Annotated in this window: 21 protein-coding genes; 17 read left to right on the top strand and 4 right to left on the bottom strand. The window is 71.4% G+C overall.

Annotation, left to right across the window (positions count from 1 at the left end; genetic code table 11):
• Positions 1-46: 46 nt before the first annotated feature.
• Positions 47-934, bottom strand: coding sequence for an anti-sigma-D factor RsdA (locus JOD64_RS03905; protein ID WP_204940952.1), 888 nt, complete (start codon positions 932-934; stop codon positions 47-49).
• Positions 931-1,503, bottom strand: a complete 573-nt coding sequence (shbA, locus tag JOD64_RS03900; protein ID WP_204940951.1) for an RNA polymerase sigma factor ShbA — start codon at positions 1,501-1,503, stop codon at positions 931-933. Before shbA ends, JOD64_RS03905 begins: the two co-directional genes overlap by 4 nt.
• 162 nt (positions 1,504-1,665) lie before the next feature.
• Here shbA and JOD64_RS03895 point away from each other — a divergent pair, with 162 nt between their 5' ends.
• The 12 genes from JOD64_RS03895 to JOD64_RS33400 are packed head-to-tail and all read left to right on the top strand — an operon-like array spanning position 1,666 to position 12,916.
• Positions 1,666-2,637: an ABC transporter ATP-binding protein gene (locus JOD64_RS03895; RefSeq protein WP_204940950.1), complete on the top strand. Its 972-nt coding sequence runs from the start codon at positions 1,666-1,668 to the stop codon at positions 2,635-2,637.
• A 5-nt stretch (positions 2,638-2,642) separates the two neighbouring features.
• Positions 2,643-3,413, top strand: a complete 771-nt coding sequence (locus JOD64_RS03890; protein ID WP_204940949.1) for an MlaE family ABC transporter permease — start codon at positions 2,643-2,645, stop codon at positions 3,411-3,413.
• 1 nt (position 3,414) lies between these two features.
• Complete coding sequence (locus JOD64_RS03885; RefSeq protein WP_204940948.1) at positions 3,415-4,218, top strand: MlaE family ABC transporter permease; 804 nt, start codon at positions 3,415-3,417, stop codon at positions 4,216-4,218.
• 2 nt (positions 4,219-4,220) lie between these two features.
• Positions 4,221-5,501, top strand: coding sequence for an MCE family protein (locus JOD64_RS03880; protein WP_204940947.1), 1,281 nt, complete (start codon positions 4,221-4,223; stop codon positions 5,499-5,501).
• Positions 5,498-6,529, top strand: a complete 1,032-nt coding sequence (locus JOD64_RS03875; protein WP_239559388.1) for an MCE family protein — start codon at positions 5,498-5,500, stop codon at positions 6,527-6,529. The genes JOD64_RS03880 and JOD64_RS03875 overlap by 4 nt, the downstream gene beginning before the upstream one ends.
• Entirely contained in the window at positions 6,526-7,506 is a 981-nt protein-coding gene (locus JOD64_RS03870; protein ID WP_307813216.1) for an MCE family protein, read from the top strand. Before JOD64_RS03875 ends, JOD64_RS03870 begins: the two co-directional genes overlap by 4 nt.
• Positions 7,506-8,756, top strand: a complete 1,251-nt coding sequence (locus tag JOD64_RS03865) for an MCE family protein (protein WP_204940945.1) — start codon at positions 7,506-7,508, stop codon at positions 8,754-8,756. The genes JOD64_RS03870 and JOD64_RS03865 overlap by 1 nt, the downstream gene beginning before the upstream one ends.
• Positions 8,753-10,171, top strand: a complete 1,419-nt coding sequence (locus JOD64_RS03860; RefSeq protein WP_307813214.1) for an MCE family protein — start codon at positions 8,753-8,755, stop codon at positions 10,169-10,171. The genes JOD64_RS03865 and JOD64_RS03860 overlap by 4 nt, the downstream gene beginning before the upstream one ends.
• On the top strand, positions 10,168-11,424 hold the full coding sequence (locus tag JOD64_RS03855) for an MCE family protein (RefSeq protein WP_204940944.1): 1,257 nt from the start codon (positions 10,168-10,170) through the stop codon (positions 11,422-11,424). Before JOD64_RS03860 ends, JOD64_RS03855 begins: the two co-directional genes overlap by 4 nt.
• Entirely contained in the window at positions 11,421-12,203 is a 783-nt protein-coding gene (locus tag JOD64_RS03850) for an Rv1363c family protein (protein WP_204940943.1), read from the top strand. The genes JOD64_RS03855 and JOD64_RS03850 overlap by 4 nt, the downstream gene beginning before the upstream one ends.
• A gap of 14 nt (positions 12,204-12,217) precedes the next feature.
• Positions 12,218-12,745 (top strand): hypothetical protein, encoded by a 528-nt coding sequence (locus JOD64_RS03845; protein ID WP_204940942.1) that lies wholly within the window; start codon positions 12,218-12,220, stop codon positions 12,743-12,745.
• Positions 12,746-12,784: 39 nt separating this feature from the next.
• Positions 12,785-12,916 carry a hypothetical protein gene (locus JOD64_RS33400; RefSeq protein ID WP_275581277.1) on the top strand — a complete coding sequence of 44 codons (132 nt, stop codon included), beginning with the start codon at positions 12,785-12,787 and terminating at the stop codon, positions 12,914-12,916.
• Between the two features lie 121 nt (positions 12,917-13,037).
• On the opposite strand, the gene JOD64_RS03840 is transcribed toward JOD64_RS33400, so the two are convergent.
• Together JOD64_RS03840 and JOD64_RS03835 are read right to left on the bottom strand one after the other, a co-directional pair.
• Complete coding sequence (locus JOD64_RS03840; RefSeq protein ID WP_204940941.1) at positions 13,038-13,862, bottom strand: phytanoyl-CoA dioxygenase family protein; 825 nt, start codon at positions 13,860-13,862, stop codon at positions 13,038-13,040.
• A 158-nt stretch (positions 13,863-14,020) separates the two neighbouring features.
• The gene (locus JOD64_RS03835; protein WP_204940940.1) at positions 14,021-16,429 is read right to left on the bottom strand and encodes a beta-galactosidase; all 2,409 of its coding nucleotides are present in this window, start codon (positions 16,427-16,429) and stop codon (positions 14,021-14,023) included.
• Positions 16,430-16,548: 119 nt separating this feature from the next.
• Here JOD64_RS03835 and JOD64_RS03830 point away from each other — a divergent pair, with 119 nt between their 5' ends.
• From JOD64_RS03830 to JOD64_RS03810, 5 genes are all read left to right on the top strand, one after another.
• Positions 16,549-17,580 (top strand): LacI family DNA-binding transcriptional regulator, encoded by a 1,032-nt coding sequence (locus JOD64_RS03830; RefSeq protein WP_204940939.1) that lies wholly within the window; start codon positions 16,549-16,551, stop codon positions 17,578-17,580.
• Positions 17,577-19,250 carry an ABC transporter substrate-binding protein gene (locus JOD64_RS03825; protein WP_204940938.1) on the top strand — a complete coding sequence of 558 codons (1,674 nt, stop codon included), beginning with the start codon at positions 17,577-17,579 and terminating at the stop codon, positions 19,248-19,250. Before JOD64_RS03830 ends, JOD64_RS03825 begins: the two co-directional genes overlap by 4 nt.
• Before the next feature lie 64 nt (positions 19,251-19,314).
• Positions 19,315-20,310 (top strand): ABC transporter permease, encoded by a 996-nt coding sequence (locus JOD64_RS03820; RefSeq protein ID WP_204940937.1) that lies wholly within the window; start codon positions 19,315-19,317, stop codon positions 20,308-20,310.
• A 22-nt stretch (positions 20,311-20,332) separates the two neighbouring features.
• A complete protein-coding gene (locus JOD64_RS03815; RefSeq protein WP_204940936.1) occupies positions 20,333-21,262 on the top strand; it encodes an ABC transporter permease in 930 nt (309 codons plus the stop codon).
• A 1-nt stretch (position 21,263) separates the two neighbouring features.
• Positions 21,264-23,144 carry an ABC transporter ATP-binding protein gene (locus JOD64_RS03810; RefSeq protein ID WP_204940935.1) on the top strand — a complete coding sequence of 627 codons (1,881 nt, stop codon included), beginning with the start codon at positions 21,264-21,266 and terminating at the stop codon, positions 23,142-23,144.
• Positions 23,145-23,158: the final 14 nt, after the last annotated feature.

Here is a 23,158-nt window from a genome sequence, read left to right as displayed (position 1 = left end):
TTGGCGTGACACGCCAGCGCGGACAGGCCGCCGAGCAGGTCGCCGGTCATCCGAGCAGGCCGCCGGTCGGCAGGGGCAGCAAGGGTAGTGACGGCAACACCGACGGGAGCGGCACCGACGGGAGCGGCACCGACGGCAACGGAGGTCGAGGCAGCAACGGGTTGGCGGTGGAGGTCGACGGGTGCGTCGGCGCCGGGCGCTGTGGCCGTGGTGGTGTCCCGCCCGGCGCCGGGACGCCGGAGGGCTCGGGGGCGGCGCCGGTCGACACCGCGGGCGATGGCGTCGGGATGACTGGGCCGGTGGCGCAGCGGGGCCAGCCGAGACAGAGGTGCGTGGTCAGATCCCGCAGGACGGCATCGATGTCGGCACGCAAGCGGGTGACGTCGGCCGGATCGGCGACCCGGCCCAGGTCCCGTTGGGCCTGGTCGACCAGCTCCCAGGCGTCGTCGTACCGGCCGTCCGCGACGGCCTCGCGGGCACGGGCGGTGGTGTGTTCGACGCCGAGCACCTCCGCCCGCTCGGGATGCAGCACCCTGGTCAGCGACCACAAAGGACTGGTCGGCCCGGCGTCGTGGCTGGCGACTCCCAGCCCCGTTGCCAGCATGAGCACGGCGAGCACGGCGGCGGCCAACTCCAGGGCGCGCCGCCCGGACGGCCGCCACCGGGTCGGGCCGGGAACGGGGGCGGCGGGGGCGCCGGCCCGGAGCGTGCGGGCCCGACTGGCGGAAGCCGGCGCGACGACCTGGACCGGGCCGTCGACCACGGTGGCCGGCTGGTCGGTGGTGAGGTCGGCACGCCAGGCGGCCAGCATGGCCGTGAGGCCGTCGGCGTCGTCCTCCTGCTCGCCGCGGCCGAGCGCGTCGAGGAGCAGGTCGTCGCGGTGGATCGCGGCGAGGTCCACGGCCTCGCCGCCGTCCGGCCGGGACTCGCTCATGCCGCCACCTCGTCAAGTCCGTCGCCAGCAAGCGTACGGAGCCGGGCCAGGGCACGGGACTGGGCCACCCGTACGGCCGGCGCCGACATGCCGAGGATCGAGCCCACCTCCTCAGCGGTGAGACCGACCGCCACGCGGAGGGTGATGATCTCCCTCTGGAGGTCGGGGAGGCGGTGCAGCAGCACCGAGAGCCGTCGCGCCAGATCAGTGGCGACGGCCTGCTGCTCCGGCCCGGGTGTGGTGTCCTCCTGCTCCAGGTCGGCGTCGGTGACGGCGGCGGCGCGGACCGCCGCGCGCTGGGCGTCGGCCACCTTGTTCGCCGCGATGGCGAAGACGAACGCGGAGAACGGCCGGCCCTGGTCGCGGTAGCCGGGAAGGGCCTTCAACACCGCCAGACAGACCTCTTGGGCGACGTCGTCGGCGGTGGTGTACGCCCCGCCGACGCGACCCAGCCGGGCCCGGCAGTAGCGGACCAGCCCCGGCCGCACACCGGTGAGCAGGGCAGCGACCGCCGCCCGGTCGCCGTTGGCGGCCAGGTGAACGAGCTCTGGCTCGATCGCTGTGGTCATGGGGACGCGAGGCACCTTCGTTACCGGCGGGTTAACCGCACGCTATCGAGACGCGCGCCACTTTGCCTAGTTCACGGCGTGTGCTGACGCGGTAGCCGAAAGAAGTTGTTACGCCCGCCGGGATCACCGCGATGTCACAGGTAGGAGCCGAGAGGGGGGTAGATGGGCGTCGAGGTGGCGGTGCAGGGGCTGACCAAGTCCTTCGGTGGCCAGCCAGTCTGGTCGGACGTCAGCCTGACCCTGCCGGCCGGCGAGATATCCGTGCTGCTGGGTCCGTCCGGCACCGGCAAGTCGGTGTTCCTCAAGACACTGGTGGGGCTGCTCCGCCCGGACGCCGGGTCGATCTGGATCGAGGGCAGGGACCTGCCCCGGCTCTCCGAGCGGGAGTTGTACGAGGTGCGCAAGCTGTTCGGGGTGCTGTTCCAGGACGGCGCGCTGTTCGGCTCGATGACCATCTACGACAACGTCGCCTTCCCGCTCCGGGAGCACACCCGCAAGTCGGAGTCCCAGATCCGCGAGGTCGTCAGCGAGAAGCTCGACATGGTCGGCCTGATCGGCGCCGAACGGAAACTGCCGGGGGAGATCTCCGGTGGGATGCGCAAACGAGCCGGTTTGGCCCGCGCGCTCGTGCTCGACCCCCGCATCGTCCTCTTCGACGAGCCGGACTCCGGGCTGGACCCGGTGCGCACCGCGTACCTGAACCAGCTGATCGTCGACCTCAACCAGCGGACCGGGGCGACCTTCCTGATCGTCACGCACGACATCAACACCGCGCGCACGGTGCCGGACAACATTGGCCTGATCTACCACGGGCACCTCGCCATGTTCGGGTCGCGGGAGTTGCTGTTGTCCAGTACGGAGCCGGTGGTGCGGCAGTTCCTCAACGCCCAGCGCATCGGACCGATTGGCATGGCCGAGGAGAAGGACGCCGAGGAGTTGCAGGCCGAGGCGGACGCCGGTGTGGAGCTGCCACCGTTGCCGCCCATTCCGCTGCAACTGCCGCCGTCGGACGGACTGCCCCGCGCCGCCGAGCGGCCCCCGGGGCAGTGGTGCCGGGAGCACGGTGTCACGCCGCCTCCCGGCTCGTTCGCCGGGCTGGCGGACGGGGTGCCGGCCGGGAACGGGCGGCGGTGATACCGATGAGCGGACCGGTCACCGTCGTACGCCACACCGGCGAGTTCTTCGCGTTCTGCCTGGACACCCTGCGCGGCCTCGGCCGGCGACCGGTGCAGGTCCGCGAGTTCGTCCAGCAGGCCTGGTTCATCAGCTCGGTGTCGATCCTGCCCGCCGCGCTCGTCTCCATTCCCTTCGGCGCGGTCATCGCGTTGCAGCTCGGCTCGCTGGTCCGCCAGCTGGGCGCGCAGTCGTTCACCGGCGCGGCGTCGGTGCTCGCGGTGGTCCGCGAGGCGGGGCCGATCGTCACCGCGCTGATCATCGCCGGCGCGGGTGGCTCGGCGATCTGCGCCGATCTCGGCTCCCGGAAGATCCGCGAGGAACTCGACGCGATCCAGGTGCTGGGCATCGACCCCATCCACCGCCTCGTGGTGCCCCGCGTGCTCGCCTCGATGCTGGTCGCCGTGCTGCTCAACGGCCTGGTCAGCGTGGTCGGGGTGACCGGTGGCTACCTGTTCAACGTGGTCCTGCAGGGCGGCACACCCGGCGCGTACCTGGCCAGCTTCCAGGCCCTGGGGCAACTGCCGGACCTGCTGGTCGGCGAGGTCAAAGCGCTGCTCTTCGGCGCCGCCGCCGCGCTGGTCGCCTCCTACAAGGGGATGACCGCCAAGGGCGGCCCGAAAGGCGTCGGCGACGCGGTCAACCAGAGCGTGGTGATCACCTTCATGCTGCTGTTCGCGCTGAACTTCATCGTCACGGCCGTGTACTTCCAGGTCGTACCGCAGAAGGGAAGCTGACGTGTCAGCGCTGCGCCACCTCGACAACCTGGGCGGACAGCTCGCCTTCTACCTGCGGGCGTTCGCCTGGGCGCCGCGCACCGTGCGCCGCTACAAGCGCGAGGTGATCCGGCTGCTGGCCGAGGTGAGCTTCGGCTCCGGTGCGCTCGCCGTGCTCGGCGGCACCGTCGGTGTCATCTGCTTCCTGACCTTCTTCACCGGCACCGAGGTCGGCCTCCAGGGATACCAGGCGCTCAACCAGCTCGGCAGCAGCGCGTTCACCGGTTTCGTCTCGGCGTACTTCAACACCCGGGAGATCTCCCCGCTGGTCGCGGCGCTGGCCCTGTCGGCCACCGTGGGCTGCGGGTTCACCGCCCAGCTCGGGGCGATGCGGATCTCCGAGGAGGTGGACGCCCTCGAGGTTATGGGGATCCCCTCGCTGCCGTTCCTGGTCACCACCCGCATGATCGCCGGGTTCGTCGCCGTCATCCCGCTGTACGTGGTGGGGCTGCTCGCCAGCTACCTGGCCACCCGCACCATCGCCGTCTTCTACTTCGGACAGTCCGCCGGCACGTACGACTACTACTTCCACCTGTTCCTGCCGCCGGAGGACGTGCTCTGGTCCTTTGGCAAGGTGCTGGTGTTCAGCGTGATCGTGGTGCTGGTGCACTGCTACTACGGCTACACCGCCAGCGGCGGGCCTGCCGGCGTCGGCGTCGCGGTCGGCCGGGCTGTGCGGCTCGCCATCGTCGCGGTCAACATCGTCGACTTCTTCCTGTCGCTGGCCATCTGGGGCGCCACCACCACCGTCCGGATCGCGGGGTGACCATGAGACATCGCATCCTCGGCATCGTGTTCATCGCCGTGCTGACCGCGGCGTTGACCGCCTCGGTGCTCGAATACCGCAAGGCGTTCACGCCGGTCACCTGGGTCACCCTGAAGGCCGGCCGGTCCGGCCTGCAGCTCAGTGCGGGTGCCGACGTCAAGGTCCGCGGGGTCGTCGTCGGCGACGTGCGCTCGGTCGACAGCACCGGAGCGGGCGCGACCATCCGGCTGGCCCTGGACCCGGCCACGACGCCGCGGATCCCCGCCGACGTCAGCGCGCGGCTGCTGCCCAAGACGCTCTTCGGCGAGCGGTACGTCGAGCTCGTGCCGGCCGGCGGCAGCGGCGAACCGATCCGTGACGGCGCGGTCATCCCCCAGGACCGCAGCCACACCGCCGTCGAGCTGGAACGCGTCCTCGACGAGGCGCTGCCACTGCTCCAGGCGGTGCGGCCCGAGCAGCTCGCCGCGACGCTGGGGGCGATCGCCACCGCCCTCGACGGACGCGGCGAACAGCTCGGCGCGAACATCGAGCGGCTCGGTGCGTACCTGCGGCAGCTGAACCCGGCGATGCCGGCCATCGCCGACGACGTCCGCAAGCTCGCCGTCGTGCTGGACAGCTACGACGCCGTCCTGCCCGACCTGCTCGCCCTGCTGCGGGATGTCACCGTCACCGCCCGCACCGTCACCGACCAACGCGCACAGCTGGCCGCGTTCCTCGCCGACACCACCGACACCGCCAACGCCACCCGCGGCTTCCTCGACCGGCACGGCGACCAGATCATCGAGCTCGGCCAGGTAAGCCGCCCGGTGCTGGAACTGCTCGCCACATACGCCCCCGAGTACCCGTGCCTGATGAACGGCCTGGTCGCCCTGCAACCCCAGGTCGAGCGGGTCTTCGCCGGCGGGCGGATGCACGTCACCCTGGAGGTCACCCGCGACGGGGGCAAGTACGAGAAGGGCCGCGACGAGCCCGCCTACGGCGCGCACGACGGCCCGCAGTGCCGGGGCCTGCCCCAACCGGGGCGGCCGGCGCCGACCGTGCCGGTCGCCGACGGTTACGACCACGGCGGCGCTCGCCCGCACACCCCCTTGCCGGTCGGCCAGGCGGCGGCCGTGCCCGCCGCCGGTTCCCCGGCGATGGGCCGGGCCGCCACCGGCGAGGAACGGGCGCTGGTCAAGCCGCTAGTCGGCGCCGTCACCGGCGTCCTTCCGGCGGAGGTCCCCGACATCGCCGTCCTGCTCTGGGGGCCGTTGCTGAGAGGAGGGGTGGTGAACGCGCGATGAGCAACAGAGCGATGGCGCCCCTGCTGAAGCTGATGGCCTTCGCCGCGGTGACCCTGCTGCTGACGGCGCTGCTCGCGCAGACTCTCGGTGCCTTCCCACCGGGTGGGGTCACCTACCGAGCCCGGTTCACCGACGTCACCGGCCTGCTGCCCGGCGACGACGTCCGCGTGGCCGGGGTGCAGGTCGGCCGGGTCCGCGACATCAGGGTCGTCGACGACACACTCGCCGAGGTGGCCTTCACGGTCACCGCCGACATCCCGGTGGCCACCAGCGTCCGCGCCAAGATCCGCTACCGCAACCTCGTGGGCCAGCGGTACGTGGCGCTGAGCGAGGGGCCGGGGGAGGGGCGTCCACTGCGGCCCGACGGCCTCATCCCGCTCGGCCAGACGACACCGGCCCTGGACCTCACGGTGTTGTTCAACGGGTTCCGGCCCCTGTTCACGGCGCTCAGGCCCGAGGACGTCAACAAACTCGCCTACGAGATCATCCAGGTGCTTCAGGGCGAGGGCGGCACCATCAGCAGCCTGCTGCAACGCACCGCGTCGCTGACCAACACCCTCGCCGACCGGGACGCCGTCATCGGGCGGGTCATCACCAACCTCAACGGCGTCCTCGGCACGCTGGCCGACCGCGACCAGAACCTGGACCAGAGCATCAGCCAGCTCCAGCAGTTCGTCTCCGGGCTGTCGGCCGACCGCGCGGCCATCGGCGAGTCACTGGTCAGCATCGGCGAGCTCACCACCGCCACGTCGTCGCTGCTGCGCGAGGTACGACCACCGCTCGCCGCGGACGTCCGCGCCCTGGACGAGCTCTCCGGCACCCTCAACCGCAACGCGGCCGTCATCGACGGCACCCTCGGGCGGCTGCCGCAGCGGTACGAGTCCCTGACCCGCGTCGCATCCTACGGCTCGTGGTTCAACTTCTACCTGTGCGACTTCGACGGCAACGTAGCGGTGTCGGGCCGGGCACCGATCGACCTGCCCACCTTCAGCGCCCCGGCCGCCCGATGCGCCGGAGGCAGCCAGTGACACCGTTTCGGGAACGCAATCCGGTGGTCGTCGGCACGCTCGGCCTGGCGCTGATCGTCGCCGTGCTGCTGGGCGCCTTCCAGCTCGACCGGCTAGCCGACCTCACCGGACGCGGCTACGAGGCGGCCTTCCACGACGCCAGCGGCCTCGTCACCGGCAACGAGGTGCGGGTCGCTGGGGTGCGGGTCGGCAAGGTGACCACCGTGGAACTCGCCCGCGGCGGCGCGCCGTACGTGCGGGTCGGGTTCCGCGTGGACGACGACAGCGTCCGGCTCGGCACCGACACCGGCGCCACGATCAGGATCAAGACGGTGCTCGGCCAGAAGTACCTGGCCCTCTCACCGGCCGGGCCGGGCCGGCTGCCCGAGGGCGGGCAGATCCCCCTCGCCCGCACCGCCGCGCCGTTCGACGTGGTGCAGGCGGTCACCGGGCTCGCCGAAACCCTCGACAAGGTCGACACCGATCAGCTCGTCGCCGCCTTCACTACCCTGTCCGAGACCTTCGCCGGCACCCCCGCGAGTGTCGATGCCTCCCTGGTCGGCCTCTCCCGGCTCTCCCGGACCGTGGCCGGACGCGACGCCGAACTGCGGACGCTGCTCGACCGCGCCCGTCAGGTGACCGCCGTGCTCGCCACCCGGGACGAGGAGTTCCGCGCACTGGTCACCGACGGTGAGGCGCTGCTCGGCGAGGTGAGCCGGCGTCGGGACGCCATCCACAAGCTGCTCGTCGGCACCGACGACCTCGCCACTGAGCTGTCCGGCCTGGTCAGCGACAACCGCGCCCAGCTCGCTCCCGCGCTGCACAAGCTGCGGGAGGTCGTCGCCATCCTGCAACGCAACCGGGACGACCTGGAGAAGACCATCCAGCGGATGGGGCCGTTCGTCACCGCGTTCGCCAACGTGGTGGGCAACGGCCGCTGGTTCGACTCGTACGTCTCCGGTCTGCTCCAGCCGTACCAGCCCACGGGAGGCCGCTGATGCCCGCTCCCATCCAGCGGTGGCGCCGGCCGGTCGCCGTCACCACCGTCCTGTTGGTAGCCGTCGCCGCCAGCGTGATCCTTCTCCGCGACGGCACACCCCCACGGCGGGTCGTCGCCCACTTCTCCCGCGCGGTCGGCGTGTACCCCGGATCGGACGTCCGAATGCTGGGCGTCCGCGTCGGTGAGGTGGTCGCGGTGACCCCGCAGGGCCGCACCGTCCAGGTGACCATGTCCTACGACCCGGGGATCGCCGTCCCCGCCGACGCCCAGGCGCTCATCGTGCCGCCCAGCGTCGTCAGCGACCGCTACGTCCAGCTCACTCCCGCCTACGCCGGTGGTGCCGTGCTCGCCGACGGGGCCGAGATACCGCTGGAGCGGACCGCCGCCCCGATGGAGATCGACGACATCTACCAGGCGCTCAACGACTTCAACCGCACCCTCGGCCCGCAGGGCGCCAACCGCGACGGCGCACTGTCCGACCTCGTCGCCACCGGCCGCGCCAACCTGGAGGGCAACGGCCAGCACCTGCACGACACCCTCGACGGACTGTCCCGGGCACTGGCCACCCTCTCCGACGGGCGGCAGGACCTCTTCGGGTCGGTCGTCAACCTCCAGCGCTTCACCACCGCGCTCGCCCGCAGCGACCGGGAGGTGCGCGCCTTCAACCAGCAGTTGGCCGACGTCGCCCAGCAACTGGCCGGGGAGCGCGACGAACTGGCCGCCGCGCTGCGCAACCTCTCCACCGCGCTGGCCGACGTGACCACGTTCGTGCGGCAGAACCGCGACGCGTTGACCTCCAATGTCGCCGCGCTGGCGGACATCACCGGAATCCTCGTCCGCCAGCAACAGGCCGTCATCGACATCCTCGACGTCGCCCCGCTCGCCCTGGGCAACCTCAACCTGGCCTACAACCCCCGGTCGGGCACCCTGGACACCCGGGACAACGTGATGGGTCCCTATGACCCCGCCGGTTTCGCCTGCTCACTGATCGCCGACCAGCTCCCCACGTCGCAGGTGCCCGCCAAGTGCCGGGCACTCGCGCAGACCCTGCACTCCCGTGGGCTGCCCATGACCGACCAGCTCCGCAAACTCCTCAAGCTGCCGCCCGGCGCCCCGGCGACCGGCGGGTCCTCACCGGGGAAGCCTCCCCTCAGTTCCCCCGGTGCGCCGATCCCCGCCCAGGCGCCAGGCGGCCCCGGCATCACCAGCGACCCCACCCTCGGCGGCATCCTGCGGGGTGTGTCGTGAGCACCCGCACCCTACGGACCCTGGCGTACGCGATCGTGGTGGTGATGCTGCCGGCCGGGTGCGGCCTGCCCGACCTCGCCGACCTGCCGCTGCCCGGCGGCGCCCCAAAGGGCGACGGGTACGCCGTCACCGCCGAGTTCAGTGACGTGCTCGACCTGGTGCCGCAGGCTGCCGTGAAGGTCGACGACGTGACGGTCGGCAGCGTGGAGAAGATCTCCCTGGCTGGCTGGACCGCCCGGGTCACCCTGCGCCTCGGCGCGGACGTACGCCTGCCGTCCAACGCGACGGCCGCGGTACGGCAGAGCAGCCTGCTGGGCGAGAAGTACGTGACGGTCGCGTCGCCACCCACCGGCGCCTCCTCCGGTCGACTCGCCGACGGTGACCTCATCCCGCTGTCGCGGACCGCTCGCGGCGCCGAGGTGGAGGAGGTCCTCGCCGCGCTGGGGCTGCTGCTCAACGGCGGTGGTCTGGCGCAGCTGAGGACCATCAACCAGGAGCTCGGCGCCGCACTCGAGGGGCGGGAGCCCGCCGTCCGGGACACGCTGGACCAGCTGGACACGTTCATTGGCGGTCTCGACGAGCAGAAGGCCGACCTGGTCCGCGCCCTCGACGCCCTGGACCGGCTCAGCGGCCGGCTCGATCGCCAGAAGCAGGTGCTCGGCGAGGCCGTGGACTCCCTTGCCCCGGGCCTGACCGTGCTGGCCGGGCAGCGCGCCCAACTGACCCAGGCGCTGACCGCACTGGACCGGTTGGGTGACGTCGGCACCCGGGTGGTCAACAGCAGCCGCGACGACACGCTGGCCGACGTGCGGGCGCTGCAACCGATCCTGGAGCAGCTCACACGTGCCGGGGACGACCTGCCCAAGTCGCTGGAATTCATGCTGTCGTTCCCGTTCCCGCCGAATGTCACCGGCGCGATCGTCGGCGACTTCGTCAACCTCTCCATCACCGCCGACCTCGACTCGGCGTCCATCCTGGCGAACCTGGTCGCCGCTGCCCCCGCCGCGCCGGCCCGTCCACGCACGCCGGCAAAGGGCGCCACGCCCGGCGGGGCGCCGGCGGCCGGTGGCGGCACACCGACCGTGCCGCGGCCCGGCGGCGGGTCCCGTCCGCTGCCCGACCTGCCGATCCTGAAGTGCCTGCCCGACCCGCTCCACTTCCCCGCCACCTGGACGCCGCCGAAGGACTGTCTGCTGCCGGAGGGCTGCGTCCTGCTCAAGCCCGGCTCGAAGGTGCCCATCGGCGGGCTGATCCTGCCGAAGGGCCTCGTGCCACCGGGCACGGTCTTTCCCGTCGGAACCGAACTGCCCTCCGGCACGGTCCTGACGGCACAGTGCGTCCTGCCGCTGACCGGCGCGGTGATCGGACAGGTCGGCACCCTGCCGGACCTGCTGTCCGGGGGGTTGAAGCCATGATCGGACGTACCGCGAAGGTTCAGGTTCTGGCGTTCCTGGTGGTGAGCGTGCTCGGCGTCAGCTACGTCGGCGTCCGCTACGTCGGGCTGGGCGACCGGCTGCTCGGCGGAAGCTACGTCGTCCACCTGGACCTTGCCCGGGCCGGCGGCATCTTCCCGAACGCCCCGGTCACCTACCGCGGCGTGCCCGTCGGCCGGGTCGCCGCGGTTGCCCTGCGCGGTGACGGGGTCCGGGCCGACCTGCGGTTGCAGCGCGACGTCCGGGTGCCCGACGACCTGCGGGCCGTGGTGGCGCACCGCTCCGCTGTCGGCGAGCAGTACGTGGACCTGCGTCCGGAGCGCGACAGCGGTCCCTACCTCACCGACGGCGCGGTGATCCCGGTCGAGCGGACTGGTGTCCCGCTCGCGCCGGAGGTCCTGCTCAGTAACCTCGACGCCCTGGTGCGCTCCGTCGGGCCGGAGGACCTCACCGTCCTGATCACCGAACTCGGCGCCGCGTTCGAGGGCAACGAGCTGGCCCTGGCCCGGATCCTGAACGACGGGGACGCGTTTTTGACCGATGCGACCACCCGCCTGCCGGAGACACTCGCGCTGATCAACGACGGGCGAACCGTGCTCACCACCCAGGCCGAGTCGGTGCAGGCGCTGCGCCGGTGGGCGGTGGGCCTGGCCCAGCTGGCGGCCACCGTCCGCGACGCCGACCCCGACCTGCGGCGGTTGCTCGCCGCGGGGCCTCCCGCCGGTCGGGAACTGGTCGTGTTGCTGCGGGGGCTGGAACCGACGGTCGGCACCCTGCTCGGCAACCTGGTGGCCGTCAACGGCATCGCCGCCCGGCGGCTGCCCGGCATCGAGCAACTGCTGGTGGTGTACCCGATCGCCGTCGCCGGCGGTTTCACTGTCACCCCGGGCGACGGCACCGCCCACCTCGGCCTGGTCCTCAACGTCGACGATCCGCCGTCCTGCGTGTACGGGGGCGGCCGAACGACCTGCGACGCGGGGGAGCGGGCGGCCGGCGCCAGCGTGCGCGGCGCCGGCAACGCCCCCCGACCGGGTGGTCGGAAACCGGCTCCCGACGCGGGGTCGCCCGGCGGCGCCCCGACCGGTGGGGCCGAGCCCGGCGGGTACGACCCGGTGACCGGCCTGGTACTCGGCGCGGACGGCCGGCCGTTGCAGTTCGGCGGGACCGGTGGCCAGTCCCGGACAGCCGGAGACCAGTCGTGGAAGCAGTTGCTGCTGGCCGGGGTGACGCCGTGAGCGACGCGAAGAAGGAGGCGCAGATGCGGGCTCGGAGGGACCACACGCTGAAAGTCATCAAGGGGGCGAAGCCTGGGGTGCCCGGCCGCGCGTCGCAGCGCCGGATCGTGCCACGCCAGCTCCCCCGACCGGTCGAACCGATCGAGGACCTGCTGAGGCGGCTCGACCAGGAGCCGGTCGAGGACCCGGCGGATGCCGCGGACCCGGCGAGCGGAGACGATCCCGCGAGCGCGGACAGCTCGCCGGAGGACGCCTCGGATGCCCGCCGCAGGAGCGAGCGCGCCACGTCGACCACCCGGCGACGGTCGCTGGTCGTCTTGCTCGTGGCCGTGCTCGCCGCCACGGTCGCCGCCGGCGGGGTGACCGGGCACCGCTGGTACGTCGACCGGGCGACGGACCAGGCCCGGCAGCAGGCCCTCGCCGCCGCCAAACAGGCCAGCGTCAACTTCGTCTCGGTCAGCGCGGCCAGCGTCGACCGGGACGTCCAGCGGATCACCGCCGGAGCCACCGGCGACTTCAAGGACGAGTTCACCCGGGGCCAGTCGCAGGTCCGCGCCGCGGTCGTGGAGAACAAGGTCGACTCGCGCGGAACGGTGCTACGGGCCGGGCTGGTCTCCGGAGATCGCCGCCGAGCGCTTGTACTGGTCGCCGTCGACGCCACCGTCAAGAACGTCAAGGCACCCGAGGGGCGGCCGTCGCACTACCGGATTCAGCTGGACATCGTCCACGACAAGGCATCCGGGCGGTGGCTCGTGGCACGGCTGCAGTTCGTCGGATGAGAGAGGGAGGACACGTGCGTACCCTGGTCCGATTCCCGCGGCGGCCGCGCGTTCCCCGGCTGCGTTCCGCCCGGATCCGGCTCGTCCCGGCCCTGGTCGTCGCGATCGTCCTCGCGGCCGCCGTCGCCGGCGCCGGCTGGTGGGGCGATCACCGCGCCGGGCAGCGGGACAGCGCCGTACGCCAGGCACTGGCCACCGCGCCCGCCGCCGCCAAGGCGATCTTCTCCTACGACTACCGGACGTTCGACGAGAGCGTCGCCAACGGCCGCACCTTCGCCACCGGGCAGTTCGGCAAGGAGTACGAGCAGACCACGGCGGCGTTGAAGCAGACCGCAGCCACCCAGCAGGCGATCGTGGCGGCCGAGGTGTCCGCGACGGGCGTGGTGACCGCGACCGCCGAACGGGTCGAGTTGCTCGTCTACCTCAACCAGTACCGGCGCAACGTGAACACCGCAGGCGAGAAGGTCGACCAGAACCGGGTGGTGCTCACCCTGGTCCCGGTGAACGGAGAGTGGAAGGTGTCCCGGGCAGCTGCCATCTGACTCGGCTGTTCCTACCCGGGGACAGTTAGGCTCCTGCACGTGATTGACGTGCGGGGCAGCGGGAGCGACGAGCGGCTTCGTCGTATCGAGGCGGTCACCGACGCCGACGGGGCTGACCGATGCGGTCCGGGAGGGTGCCCGGTGCACGCCGGAATCGACGAGCTGCGCTGAGAAGGCGTTGCTCCGGTGAACGCCAATCAGTGGCCACGACGGTCTCCCGCGGTGGCCACTGATTGGCGTTCGCGAACCGGCACCTTCGGCTCGGAGGAGCAGACTGGGAGCAACCGGGTGCTTAGCCGGCCTTCGGCAGGAGGGGGTTCAGTTCGGTGGCGGCCACGTCACCGGGCGCCGCGCCGGGCAGCCAGATGGCCAGGTCATTGACTTGCGCCGGGTTGGCCGGCGGGGTGACGGTCAGGCCGTCGGCGTACCAGATCACGGTCATCACCTCCCGCATGCCCGTCGACGCGTTGGGCAACGCCTTGTGCACCGTCCAGCCCGAGTGGAAGGTGGCGTCTCCGGCCGCCATCGGGATCGGCTCCGCGATCGGGAACCGCCGGTCGGAGACGAGCCGTTCGAAGTGCTCCTCGGACGCGTCGGAGATGACGACGTCACTGAGCGGACCTGCGGTGTGACTTCCACTGGCGAAGCACATGCCGCCCGCCTCGGGACTGACGTCGACCAGCGGCATCCACATGGTGATGCACCGATGCCCGTCCAGCGGCCAGTACATGGCGTCCTGGTGCCAGGGCGTGTGACCGCCCTGCGGCTCCTTGAACAGCGCTTGGTCGTGGTAGAGCCGAACCCGCTCGACGCCCAGTAGCGCGGCGGCCACGCCCGCGAATCGGCTGGCCAGGCTGAACTGGGCCGCCGCCGGGTCGTGCCGCCACAGATTCTCGACCTGCAGGAACGCGCGACGGTAGGTGTCGCGCTCGTTCATCGGCTTGTCCTCCGTGCTCAGCCGTCGTACGCCGGCCGCAATCACGTTACGGAAGGCAGAGATTTCGCCGGCGTTCGCGACGCCGCGCAGCCGGACGTGACCGTCGCGCCGGTACGACGCCAGGTCCGCGGCGGACACCGGGTACGGGCTGGTCAACGGCGGCAGGTGGGTGATGGTCATGGGGCGGTTCCCCTTCGTTCGGTGATGCTGTTTCGCCGTGCCGTGCGGTGCCAACAGCCCACCAGACGGCTGATGGCCACTCCCGGAACGAACTGGCAGGAGGGGTACGTCGGGGTTTGCACTGCTCGAGCCTGCTTCGATCGTGCCAACGGCCCCCCTCAGGCCACGCTGATCTGGACCGGGTCGTCGTCGGGCCCGCCGGGAAGCCGCACGGTCACCCGCCCCTGCGTGCTGTGCACGCTGCCGCGGCTCGCGGTGATCGGCCGGTCGGTAGCCAGCACCACCTCGTCGTCGCCCTGGGTGGGGCGCAGCAGCACCGTGTTCCCATCGCGGGAAACCAGTTCGCAGGTTGTCTCCACCAGCGTGGCGGCGCCGAACCGGATCCCGTACGGCAGGATCAGCCCGGCGCGGGCGGGCACCCGCAGCCGCCGGCCGGCCAGCACCGGGACGCCCTGCCAGCCGAGCGCGAGGGTCACCGCGGACGGCGCCACGTTGACCAGGTGCAGCAGCCGCTGCCCAGCCGGGTCCACGGTGGAGGTGAGCACGAGACCGGGCCCGTCGGCGTTCGCGGCGAGCCGCTGGCGTACCCCGAGCCGCGCCACCGCCGCTCGCCAGAAGTCCAGGTCGCAGGGCACGTCGGCGGTGATCACCAGCGCCCGTCCGGTGCCCACGGCGACCTCCACCGCGCACGGCTCGCCGGAGCTGACCTCGACGAGCACGGGCTCGGCGGCGATGCCGGCCAACCGCTGCGCGTAGCCGACCCGGACCTCGGCCCGGCCCGCCGCCCAGCCCTGCCCCACCACTGACGGGAAGGACTGTGGCCCGTCGTCGACGCGGCCGGTGACGGTCAGCCCGAGCGCGTCGGCGAGCAGCGTGCACCGGGTGCCGTCGTGGTCCCGCTGCGGCAGGACGCCGTGCAGCAGCAGCCGACCGCCGCCGTGCAGGTGCTCGACCAGCCGCTGCTGCACCTCCCGCCCGAGCGTGACGGCGCTGGCCAGCGCGATCACCGGCGGCGTGTCCGCCGGCAGCGGCGACTGGAGGTCGACGGCCGGGAACGAGTAGCCGGCGAGCAGCAGCGCCCGGGCGAGCACGTCGCGCGGACCCATGCCGCGGAATCGTTCAAGGTCGGCGACCTGCGCGGCCCGCGACGCCGAGGCAGGGTGGTGGTATTCGGTCAGGTAGTGGTCGGGCACGAAGCCGAGCGCCAGGCCGTCGTTCTCCTCGTCGGAATCGGCGAGCAGGTCGGCGACGCCGCGTACGGCGTGCAGGGCCCGTCGGGCCGCGGCGTACGTCGGGTTGAGCCGCCCCTCCGGGTCGACGGGCGCGGCGAATCCGTGCCGCTCGCCGGTAAACGCGATCCGGTCGTTGCCATCGCCCACCGGCTCGGCCAGAGGCGGGTTGTATCCGCCCGCGAACAGGTAGAGGTTGAGCAGCCGGTTGCCCTGCGCCACGCAGAGCCGAGTCTTCAGCTCGATCGCCTCCGGCGGGTAGAGCGTGGACAGGTCCTGGCCGTAGTCGCCGTTGCCTGCCTCGAACTCCAGCGACATCGGCGGCTGGTGGGCGTCGTGCACGGCAGCCAGGAAGGCGTTGCTGACGTACAGGTCGGCGACGTTCGTGACGGTGAGATCGCCGAGGTAGTAGTCCGAGCCGGAGGTGAGCTGCGGCTGACCCCGGTACGCCTCGAAGAGCTGGCTGATGCCGATCGGGAAGGTCCGGCCCCGCCCGCCCCCGGTGCCGTGCACGTTGATCAGGAACGGCACGCCGGTCACCCCGTGCCGTTCGGCGGACTCGCGCAGCGCGACCACGTACCGCCGGTACCGGTCGCGCATGTAGCGGCCCAGATCGTCGTGGACCGTCAACGACCGCGCCTCAGTCGGGGTACGCACCGCCGCGGCCCAGGCGTCGGGGTCGCCCGGGTCGGCACCGATGCGCTCGGCGGCGATGTCCTTGCCGTACCGGTCGACGGCCCAGCGCCGCACGTCCTCGCAGACGACGTCGGTGAGGTCGGGGGAGTTGGTCACCCAGGACAGCATCCCGATCTCGTTGTCCAGCTGGACGCCGATCACGGGCCCGCCGCGATCGGCGAGCCGCTCGGCGATCACCGGCATCACTTCGGCGTACCAGCCCTCGGCCGCGGCCAGGAACTCCGGAGCCAGGTAGTCGATGGTCCGGGTCTCGACGGTTCGGCCGTCCCAGGTGGTCGGCAGCAGGTGCGGGTGCTCGTCGTACAACCGGTAGGGGATGCCCTCGTTCTTGATCTCGGCCATGATGAACGGGCCGGGCCGGACCAGCGCGTACAGGCCCCGCTCGTGGGCAAGGTCCAGGAAGCCGGCGAGGTCGCGCTGCTCGTGGGTACGACCGGTCAGGTCCACGGCGCCATCGGGCAACTCGTGCCAGAGCCAGGGCACGTAGGTCGCCACGGTGTCGCCGCCGCACTCGCGCAGCCGGTCGAGACGGTCCGCCCACTCCGCCCGGGGCAGTCGGAAATAGTGCACCTCCCCGGCGAGCAGCAGCCGGGGACGACCGTCGATGACGATCCTGCGGTCGTGGAGAAGAACTCGCGACATGCGGTGTGACTCTTCCTCTCGGCGGATCTTCAGGCGGTCCCTCTTGTGAATCTGGCGAACGCCTGCTTATGGTGCCCTGAAACCGGTTTCTGTCATGCACGTTACGGATAGAGGAAGTCATGGGCAACAGTCGGGTCACGGTTCGGGAGATCGCCCGGCTGGCCGGAGTTTCGGTCGCCACGGTGTCCCGGGTCTCCAACGGCACCGGTCAGGTGTCGGAGGAGATGCGCCGCCGCGTTCTGGAGGCCATCGAGGAGCATGGCTACCGGCCGGACCACCTCGGTCGAGCGCTCGCCGCCGGCCGGCACGGCGCGCTCGGCCTGGTCTTCCCCGGCCTGTCCGGCCCGTACTTCACCGAACTGATCCAGGGCTTCGAGTCGGAGGCCGTGCCGGCCCGGGCCAGCGTGCACATCCTCTGCACGCATCTGCGCGAGGACTCCGACGACCAGGTGCTGGAGATGGCCCGCCGAGTCGACGGCATCGCCGTCATCGGCGGCACCATCTCCGAATCTGCGCTGCTCCGGCTCGCCACGATGGTCCCGGTCGTCGTCCTGGCCGGCCGGGGTCCGGACGCGGTCTCCTCGGTCAGCGTCGACAACGCTCCGGCCATGACCCGGCTGACCCGACACCTGCTGGTCGACCACGGCCTGCGCCACCTGGCCTTCGTCGGCAACCCGGACGGGTCGCCCGACGTCAGCGAGCGGTGGGCCGGCTTCCGGGAGGCCTACCAGGAGCTGGACCTCACCCCACCCGCTGAGCCGGTACGGGTCGCCATGCAGCAGCCGGACGGCGTACTCGCCGCCGAGCGACTGCTCGTCGGCCGCACCGCCCCGCAGGCGGTGGTCTGCGCCAACGACGAGATCGCCATCGGCGTCCTCGTCGGGGCCCTCGGCCGAGGGCTGCGCGTACCCGACGACCTCGTCATCACCGGCTTCGACGACGCGCCCATGGCCGCGCTCGTCTCGCCGTCGCTGACAACCGTGCGTCAACCGATCCGGGACCTGGCCGCCGAGGCCGCCCGTCAGATCCTCAACGCCGCCGCCGACCCCCGCGCGGCGACACCCGAGACCATCGTCCTCCCCACCGAGTTCGTCGTGCGCCGCAGCTGCGGCTGCCCGGCGGAATCCCCCACTGGAGGTACCGGCAAATGAAACGATCGAGACTAGCCCGGATCGCCGCGGTGGCTGCGGCCGTCGCCTTGGCAGCCAGCGGCTGCACCGGCACGGAGCAGAAGTCCGGCCCCGGTACCGACGGCCGGATCGCGTACCTCGACTACGGCGACTTCGGCGGCGGCAGCAATCCGCAGGCCAACTACAACCCGTACCTGGACGCCAGCCGGCTCGGCGCCACGGAGTACGTCTTCGAGCAGTTGATCACGTACGACAACTACGGCTGCCAGGCCAAGCCCTGGCTGGCCACGGAATGGACGTGGACCGACCCGCAGACGCTGGTCTGGAAGCTGCGCCAGGGCGTGAAATGGAACGACGGCAAGCCGTTCTCGGCCGACGACGTCGCCTTCACCTACGACATGCTCAAGCAGCACAAGGCGCTCGACACCAAGGGGATCTGGCGGTACCTGAGCGCGGTCGAGGCGACCGACCCGCAGACCGTCACGATGCGGTTCGCCCAGCCCGGCGCGGCGGCGTTCACGCTGTTCGGCGAGATCAAGATCGTGCCCAAGCACGTCTGGTCCGCCGTGGGTGACCCGGTGACCTTCCCCAACCCGGAGAAGCCGGTCGGCACCGGACCCTTCACCGTCAAGGCCTTCAATCCCCAGCAGCTCACGCTCGGCCGCAACGCCGACTACTGGCAGGCCGACAAGGTCAAGGTCGACGAGCTGCGGTTCCACAAGGCCGACGGTGGCGGTCAGATCGACCAGCTCAAGCTCAGCCGCGGCGAGTACGACACCAACGCGATGTTCGTGCCGGACATCAAGAAGGCGTACGTCGACCGGGACCCCGAGAACAACAAATACTGGTTCCCCTCCGGCGGCTCGATCAGCGTCTACATGAACCTGACCAAGGCGCCGTTCAACGACACCGCCTTCCGCAAGGCACTGGTGCCCGCCTTCAACCGGCAGGAGATCGTCGACAAGGCGCAGCTCGGCTACGTCAAGCCGGCCAGTCAGACCGGCCTGGTAGTTCCCGGGCAGGCCGAGTGGCTGCCCAAGGACATCCCCAGCCAGGGCGTGGCCGGCTACGACGCCGCCAGGGCCGACGCCGACCTGACCGCCGCCGGCTACCCGAAGAACGGCGCCGGCAAGCGGGTCGGCAAGGACGGCAAGCCCATCGCCTTCAGCTTCCGGGTCCCCGGCGCCTGGACGGACTGGGTGCAGGCGCAGCGCATCATCGTGGCGAACCTGACCTCGCTCGGGTTCACCGTCCGGGCCGAGACGCCCACCCCCGAGGCATACGAGAACGACCGGGCGATCGGCAACTACGACATGCTGCTCGGCGTGCACGGTGGAAGCTGCAACATGTTCCGCAACTTCCAGGAGCCGCTGGCCAGCGACCAGTCCGCACCGATCGGCAAGAAGGCGGTCAGCAACTTCGTCCGCTGGACCGACCCCCGCACGGACCAGTTGATCGACACCCTGCGCACCGCCACCGACGAGGCGGGCCAGAAGGCCGCCGTCGCCGACCTGACCCGGGTCATGACCGAGCAGGTGCCGGTGATCCCGCTCTGGTACGGCGCCAAGTGGTTCCAGTACCGCACCGCGAAGGCCACCGGCTGGCCCAGCGAGGAGAACCCCTACGCCGCGCCCAGCGACAACCTGCTCATCATCACCAACCTGCGGCCCACCGGAACCAACGCCAAGTAAGCCGATGGCCGGCCGGCGCGCACCCGCACGCCGGCCGGCCCGTCCCCCGGAAGGGAGGGTCCCGGTGGCCTACTTCGCCCGACGCTTCGTCTTCTTCCTCGGCACCCTGTGGGCCGCCGTCACGTTGAACTTCCTGATCCCGCGACTGCAACCCGGCGACCCGGCCGAGGCCATCGTCTCCCGGCTGGCGGGGCAGAGCGAGAGCGTCGACCCGGCCCAGGTGCAGGCCGTCCGGATCATGCTCGGCGCCCCCGATGGCAACCTCTTCGAGCAGTACCTGCAGTACCTCGGCGCGGTGCTGCACGGCGACTTCGGGGTGTCGTACACCTACTTCCCCTACAGCGTCACCCACATGATCGGCCAAGCCCTGCCGTGGACGGTGATCCTCGTCGGGGTCACGCAGATCATCTCCTTCATCGTCGGAACGCTGCTGGGCACCTGGGCCGCGTACCGGCGCAACAGCCGGGTCGACTCGGTCATCACCCTCGGCTCGACGTTCCTCGGCACGCTGCCGTTCTTCTGGCTCGCCCTGCTGCTCATCTACGTCTTCGCGATCACCCTGCGCTGGTTTCCCGAGCGTGGCGGCTACGGCGGCGGCAGCAGTCCCGGCTGGAGCTGGATCTTCATCTCCGACGCCTTCCAGCACAGCGTGCTGCCCGCCGTCGCGCTGCTGATCACCGGCCCGATCGGCTGGATCATCGGCATGCGCAACAACATGGTGCAGAGCCTCGGTGAGGACCACGCCCGGCTCGCCGTCGCCCGCGGCCTTCCCCGGCGGCGCATCGCCCTCACCTACGGCGCCCGGATCGCGATCCTGCCCAACGTCACCGGCTTCGCCATCGCGCTGGGCAGCGTCCTGGGCGGCACGGTCCTCGTCGAGACGGTCTTCAACTATCCGGGCATGGGCCGCCTGCTGCTGGAATCGGTGTCCAGCCGGGACTACCCGTTGATGCAGGCGATCTTCCTGTTCACCACCGTCGGCGTGCTGGTAGCCAACTTCCTCGCCGATCTGCTGTACGGGTTCCTCGACCCCCGGGTGCGAAAGGCGGAGACGGCATGACCGAGCGGACCAGGGAGCTGTCATGAGCACACCCGCTCCCGCCGTACCGGCCCCGGGCACGGACACCGAGGGCCTCCAGACCACCGCCACCGAGCTAGCCCGGCGCAGCCGACTGCCCGGCTGGCTGCTCATCCTGTGGCGCAACCGCAAGTGCCGCATCGGCCTGCTGCTGCTCGGCGCGTTCATCCTGGTCGCGCTCTTCGCCCCGCTGATCGCGCCGTACGGCCCGCGCGACGACGACTTCCCCACGTCGCTCGGCCCGACCGGCGGTCACTGGCTCGGCACCACGGCCCAGGGCGAGGACGTCTTCTCCCAACTCGTCGTCGGCGCCCGCACCTCACTGATCGTCGGACTCGCCGCCGGGCTGCTCTCCACCCTGATCGCGCTGGTCATCGGGCTGACCGCCGGCTACCTGCAGGGCTGGGTCGACGAGGTGCTCTCCTTCCTGATCAACCTCGGCCTGGTGGTGCCGGCGCTGCCGCTGATGGTGACGCTGGCCGCGTACGCGCCGGTCCGTGGTCTGTGGCTGATCATCTTCGTGATCAGCGTGACCGGCTGGGCGTACGGCGCCCGGATCAAGCGCTCGCAGATCATCACCCTGCGCACCCGCGACTACATCACCGCGGCCCGGTTCGCTGGCGACGGCACCGCCCGCATCATCGCCCGCGAAATCGTGCCCAACATGACCTCGCTGATCGTGGTCGGCTTCATGGGCGCGGCGCTCGGCGCGATCGGCGGCGAGGCGGGCCTGGCCTTCCTGGGGCTCGGCGACCCGCAGACGGTCAGCTGGGGCACCATGCTCAACCAGGCCAGCCTCGGCGGCGCCCTACTCACCGGCCAGTGGGCCTGGCTGATCGCCCCCGGCCTGGCGCTGTCGCTGCTGATCACCTCGTTCACCCTGATCAACTTCGGCATCGACGCGCTGAGCAACCCGCACCTCCGGGAGGATTGACATGGCCCTGCTCGAGGTGCAAAACCTCTCCGTCACCTACACCCCGCGCGACCAGCCGGCCAACCGCGCCGTGCACGACGTCTCCTTCGCCATCGACGAGGGCGAGTTCGTCGGGTTGCTGGGGGAGTCCGGCTGCGGCAAGTCGACGCTGGGCAACGCCGTCCTGCGGCTGCTCTCCCCACCGGCCCGAATCAGCGGCGGCCGGGTCACCTTCGACGGCGTCGACCTGACCACCGCCACCGAGGACCAGTTGCGCGGGCTGCGCTGGACCAAGCTGTCGACGGTCTTCCAGAGCAGCATGAACTCGCTCAACCCGGTGATCCGGGTGCAGGCGCAGTTCGCCGACACCTTCGCCGCGCACAAGATTCCCGGTGACGTCACCGCGCGGGCCACCGAGCTGCTCGACCTGGTCTCGCTGGATTCCCGGGTGCTCAAGGCGTATCCGCACGAACTTTCCGGCGGCATGAAGCAGCGAGTGGCGCTGGCCCTGGCGCTCGCCCTGCGCCCCAAGCTGGTGCTGCTCGACGAGCCGACCACCGGGCTCGACGTGGTCGTGCAGCGCAGCATCCTCACCCGGTTGGCCCAACTGCGCCGCGAGTTGGGCTTCGCAGTGCTCTTCATCAGCCACGACCTCGGCACGGTGCTGGAGATGGCGGACCGGGTGATGGTGATGTACGGCGGCGAGATCGTCGAGAACCGCCAGGCGGCCGGCATGCTGCGCGAACCGCGGCATCCGTACACCCGGGGCCTGCTCGGCTCGTACGCCGACCCGCGCCTGCCCGACGTGCAGGTCACCTACATCCCGGGCCGGCCACCAGACCTGTCCCGGCCGCAGGTCGGCTGCCTGTTCACTCCCCGCTGCCCGCACGCCGAGGACCCCTGCCGCCAGGTCCATCCCGATTTGCTGCCCGACCACGGCGGGCTGGTCCGCTGTCTGGTGGCCCAGGAGAACCGGCTGCCGGTGGTGCAGCTCGGCGCGGCGGACGCCGCCGCCACGATCGGCAGCCACTTCCCGGCCACCGGCGCCCTGACGGACCCGACCGAAACCGCCGACGCGGCGGCCGAGGCCGTCCTGTCCGTCGACCGGGTCACCAAGCGCTACGCCATCCGGCGCGGGCTGCGCACCAGCACCGTCGAGGCCGTTCGCGACGTGTCGCTCACCCTGCACCCCGGCCGGGTCACCGCCCTGGTCGGGCAGAGCGGCAGCGGCAAGTCCACGATCGCCCGCCTGATCACCGGCGTCGAACGTCCGAGCGCCGGCGAGGTGCGCTTCAGCGGGGTCCGCGGCGCGGAGGTCCGGGTGGACCGGCTGCGCGGACGGGGGCTGGCCGACTACCGCCGGCACGTGCAGATGGTCTTCCAGGACCCGTTCAGCGCGTTGAACCCGACCCGGACTGTGGCGTACGCCCTGTCCCGCCCGCTGGTCAACTTCGCCGGCCTGCGCGGCCCCGCGATCCGGGAACGCGCGGCGCAACTGCTGGAGAGCGTTGGACTCTCCCCGGCCGGACAGTTCCTGGACAAGCTGCCGCACCAGCTCTCCGGCGGGCAGCGCCAGCGGGTGGTGACCGCCCGCGCTCTCGCCCCCGACCCGCGGGTGCTGATCGCCGACGAGCCGATCTCGATGCTGGACGTCTCGATCCGCGCTGAGATCCTGGAGCTGCTCGGCGAGCTGGTCCGCAACCGGCGGCTCGCGATGCTCTACATCACCCACGATCTGCTCAGCGCCCGGCTCCTCGCCGACGAGGTGCTGGTGCTCAACCAGGGCGTGCTGGTGGAGCGTGGCCCGACCCGGGAGGTGATCGGAGCGGCCCGGGACGACTACACCCAGCTGCTGCTCGACTCGATCCCCAACCCCTTCGCAGCCAAGGTCGCCGGCTCGTAGCGACGCCCAGGACG

The organism is Micromonospora luteifusca (genome assembly GCF_016907275.1).
GTDB lineage: Bacteria > Actinomycetota > Actinomycetes > Mycobacteriales > Micromonosporaceae > Micromonospora > Micromonospora luteifusca.
Note: the sequence above shows the minus strand (reverse complement) of the source record. Positions and strands in the feature narration are given on the sequence as shown.

Bases quoted from the DNA above. Each gene is read 5' to 3' on its own strand.
- JOD64_RS03875 (WP_239559388.1), top strand. From the start codon at position 5,498: ATGAGCAACAGAGCGATGGCGCCCCTGCTGAAGCTGATGGCCTTCGCC.
- JOD64_RS03840 (WP_204940941.1), bottom strand. From the start codon at position 13,862: ATGACCATCACCCACCTGCCGCCGTTGACCAGCCCGTACCCGGTGTCC.
- JOD64_RS03865 (WP_204940945.1), top strand. From the start codon at position 7,506: ATGCCCGCTCCCATCCAGCGGTGGCGCCGGCCGGTCGCCGTCACCACC.
- JOD64_RS03815 (WP_204940936.1), top strand. From the start codon at position 20,333: ATGAGCACACCCGCTCCCGCCGTACCGGCCCCGGGCACGGACACCGAG.
- JOD64_RS03835 (WP_204940940.1), bottom strand. From the start codon at position 16,429: ATGTCGCGAGTTCTTCTCCACGACCGCAGGATCGTCATCGACGGTCGT.
- JOD64_RS03895 (WP_204940950.1), top strand. From the start codon at position 1,666: ATGGGCGTCGAGGTGGCGGTGCAGGGGCTGACCAAGTCCTTCGGTGGC.
- JOD64_RS03825 (WP_204940938.1), top strand. From the start codon at position 17,577: ATGAAACGATCGAGACTAGCCCGGATCGCCGCGGTGGCTGCGGCCGTC.
- JOD64_RS03810 (WP_204940935.1), top strand. From the start codon at position 21,264: ATGGCCCTGCTCGAGGTGCAAAACCTCTCCGTCACCTACACCCCGCGC.
- JOD64_RS03905 (WP_204940952.1), bottom strand. From the start codon at position 934: ATGAGCGAGTCCCGGCCGGACGGCGGCGAGGCCGTGGACCTCGCCGCG.
- JOD64_RS03880 (WP_204940947.1), top strand. From the start codon at position 4,221: ATGAGACATCGCATCCTCGGCATCGTGTTCATCGCCGTGCTGACCGCG.
- JOD64_RS03890 (WP_204940949.1), top strand. From the start codon at position 2,643: ATGAGCGGACCGGTCACCGTCGTACGCCACACCGGCGAGTTCTTCGCG.
- JOD64_RS03855 (WP_204940944.1), top strand. From the start codon at position 10,168: ATGATCGGACGTACCGCGAAGGTTCAGGTTCTGGCGTTCCTGGTGGTG.
- JOD64_RS03830 (WP_204940939.1), top strand. From the start codon at position 16,549: ATGGGCAACAGTCGGGTCACGGTTCGGGAGATCGCCCGGCTGGCCGGA.
- shbA (WP_204940951.1), bottom strand. From the start codon at position 1,503: ATGACCACAGCGATCGAGCCAGAGCTCGTTCACCTGGCCGCCAACGGC.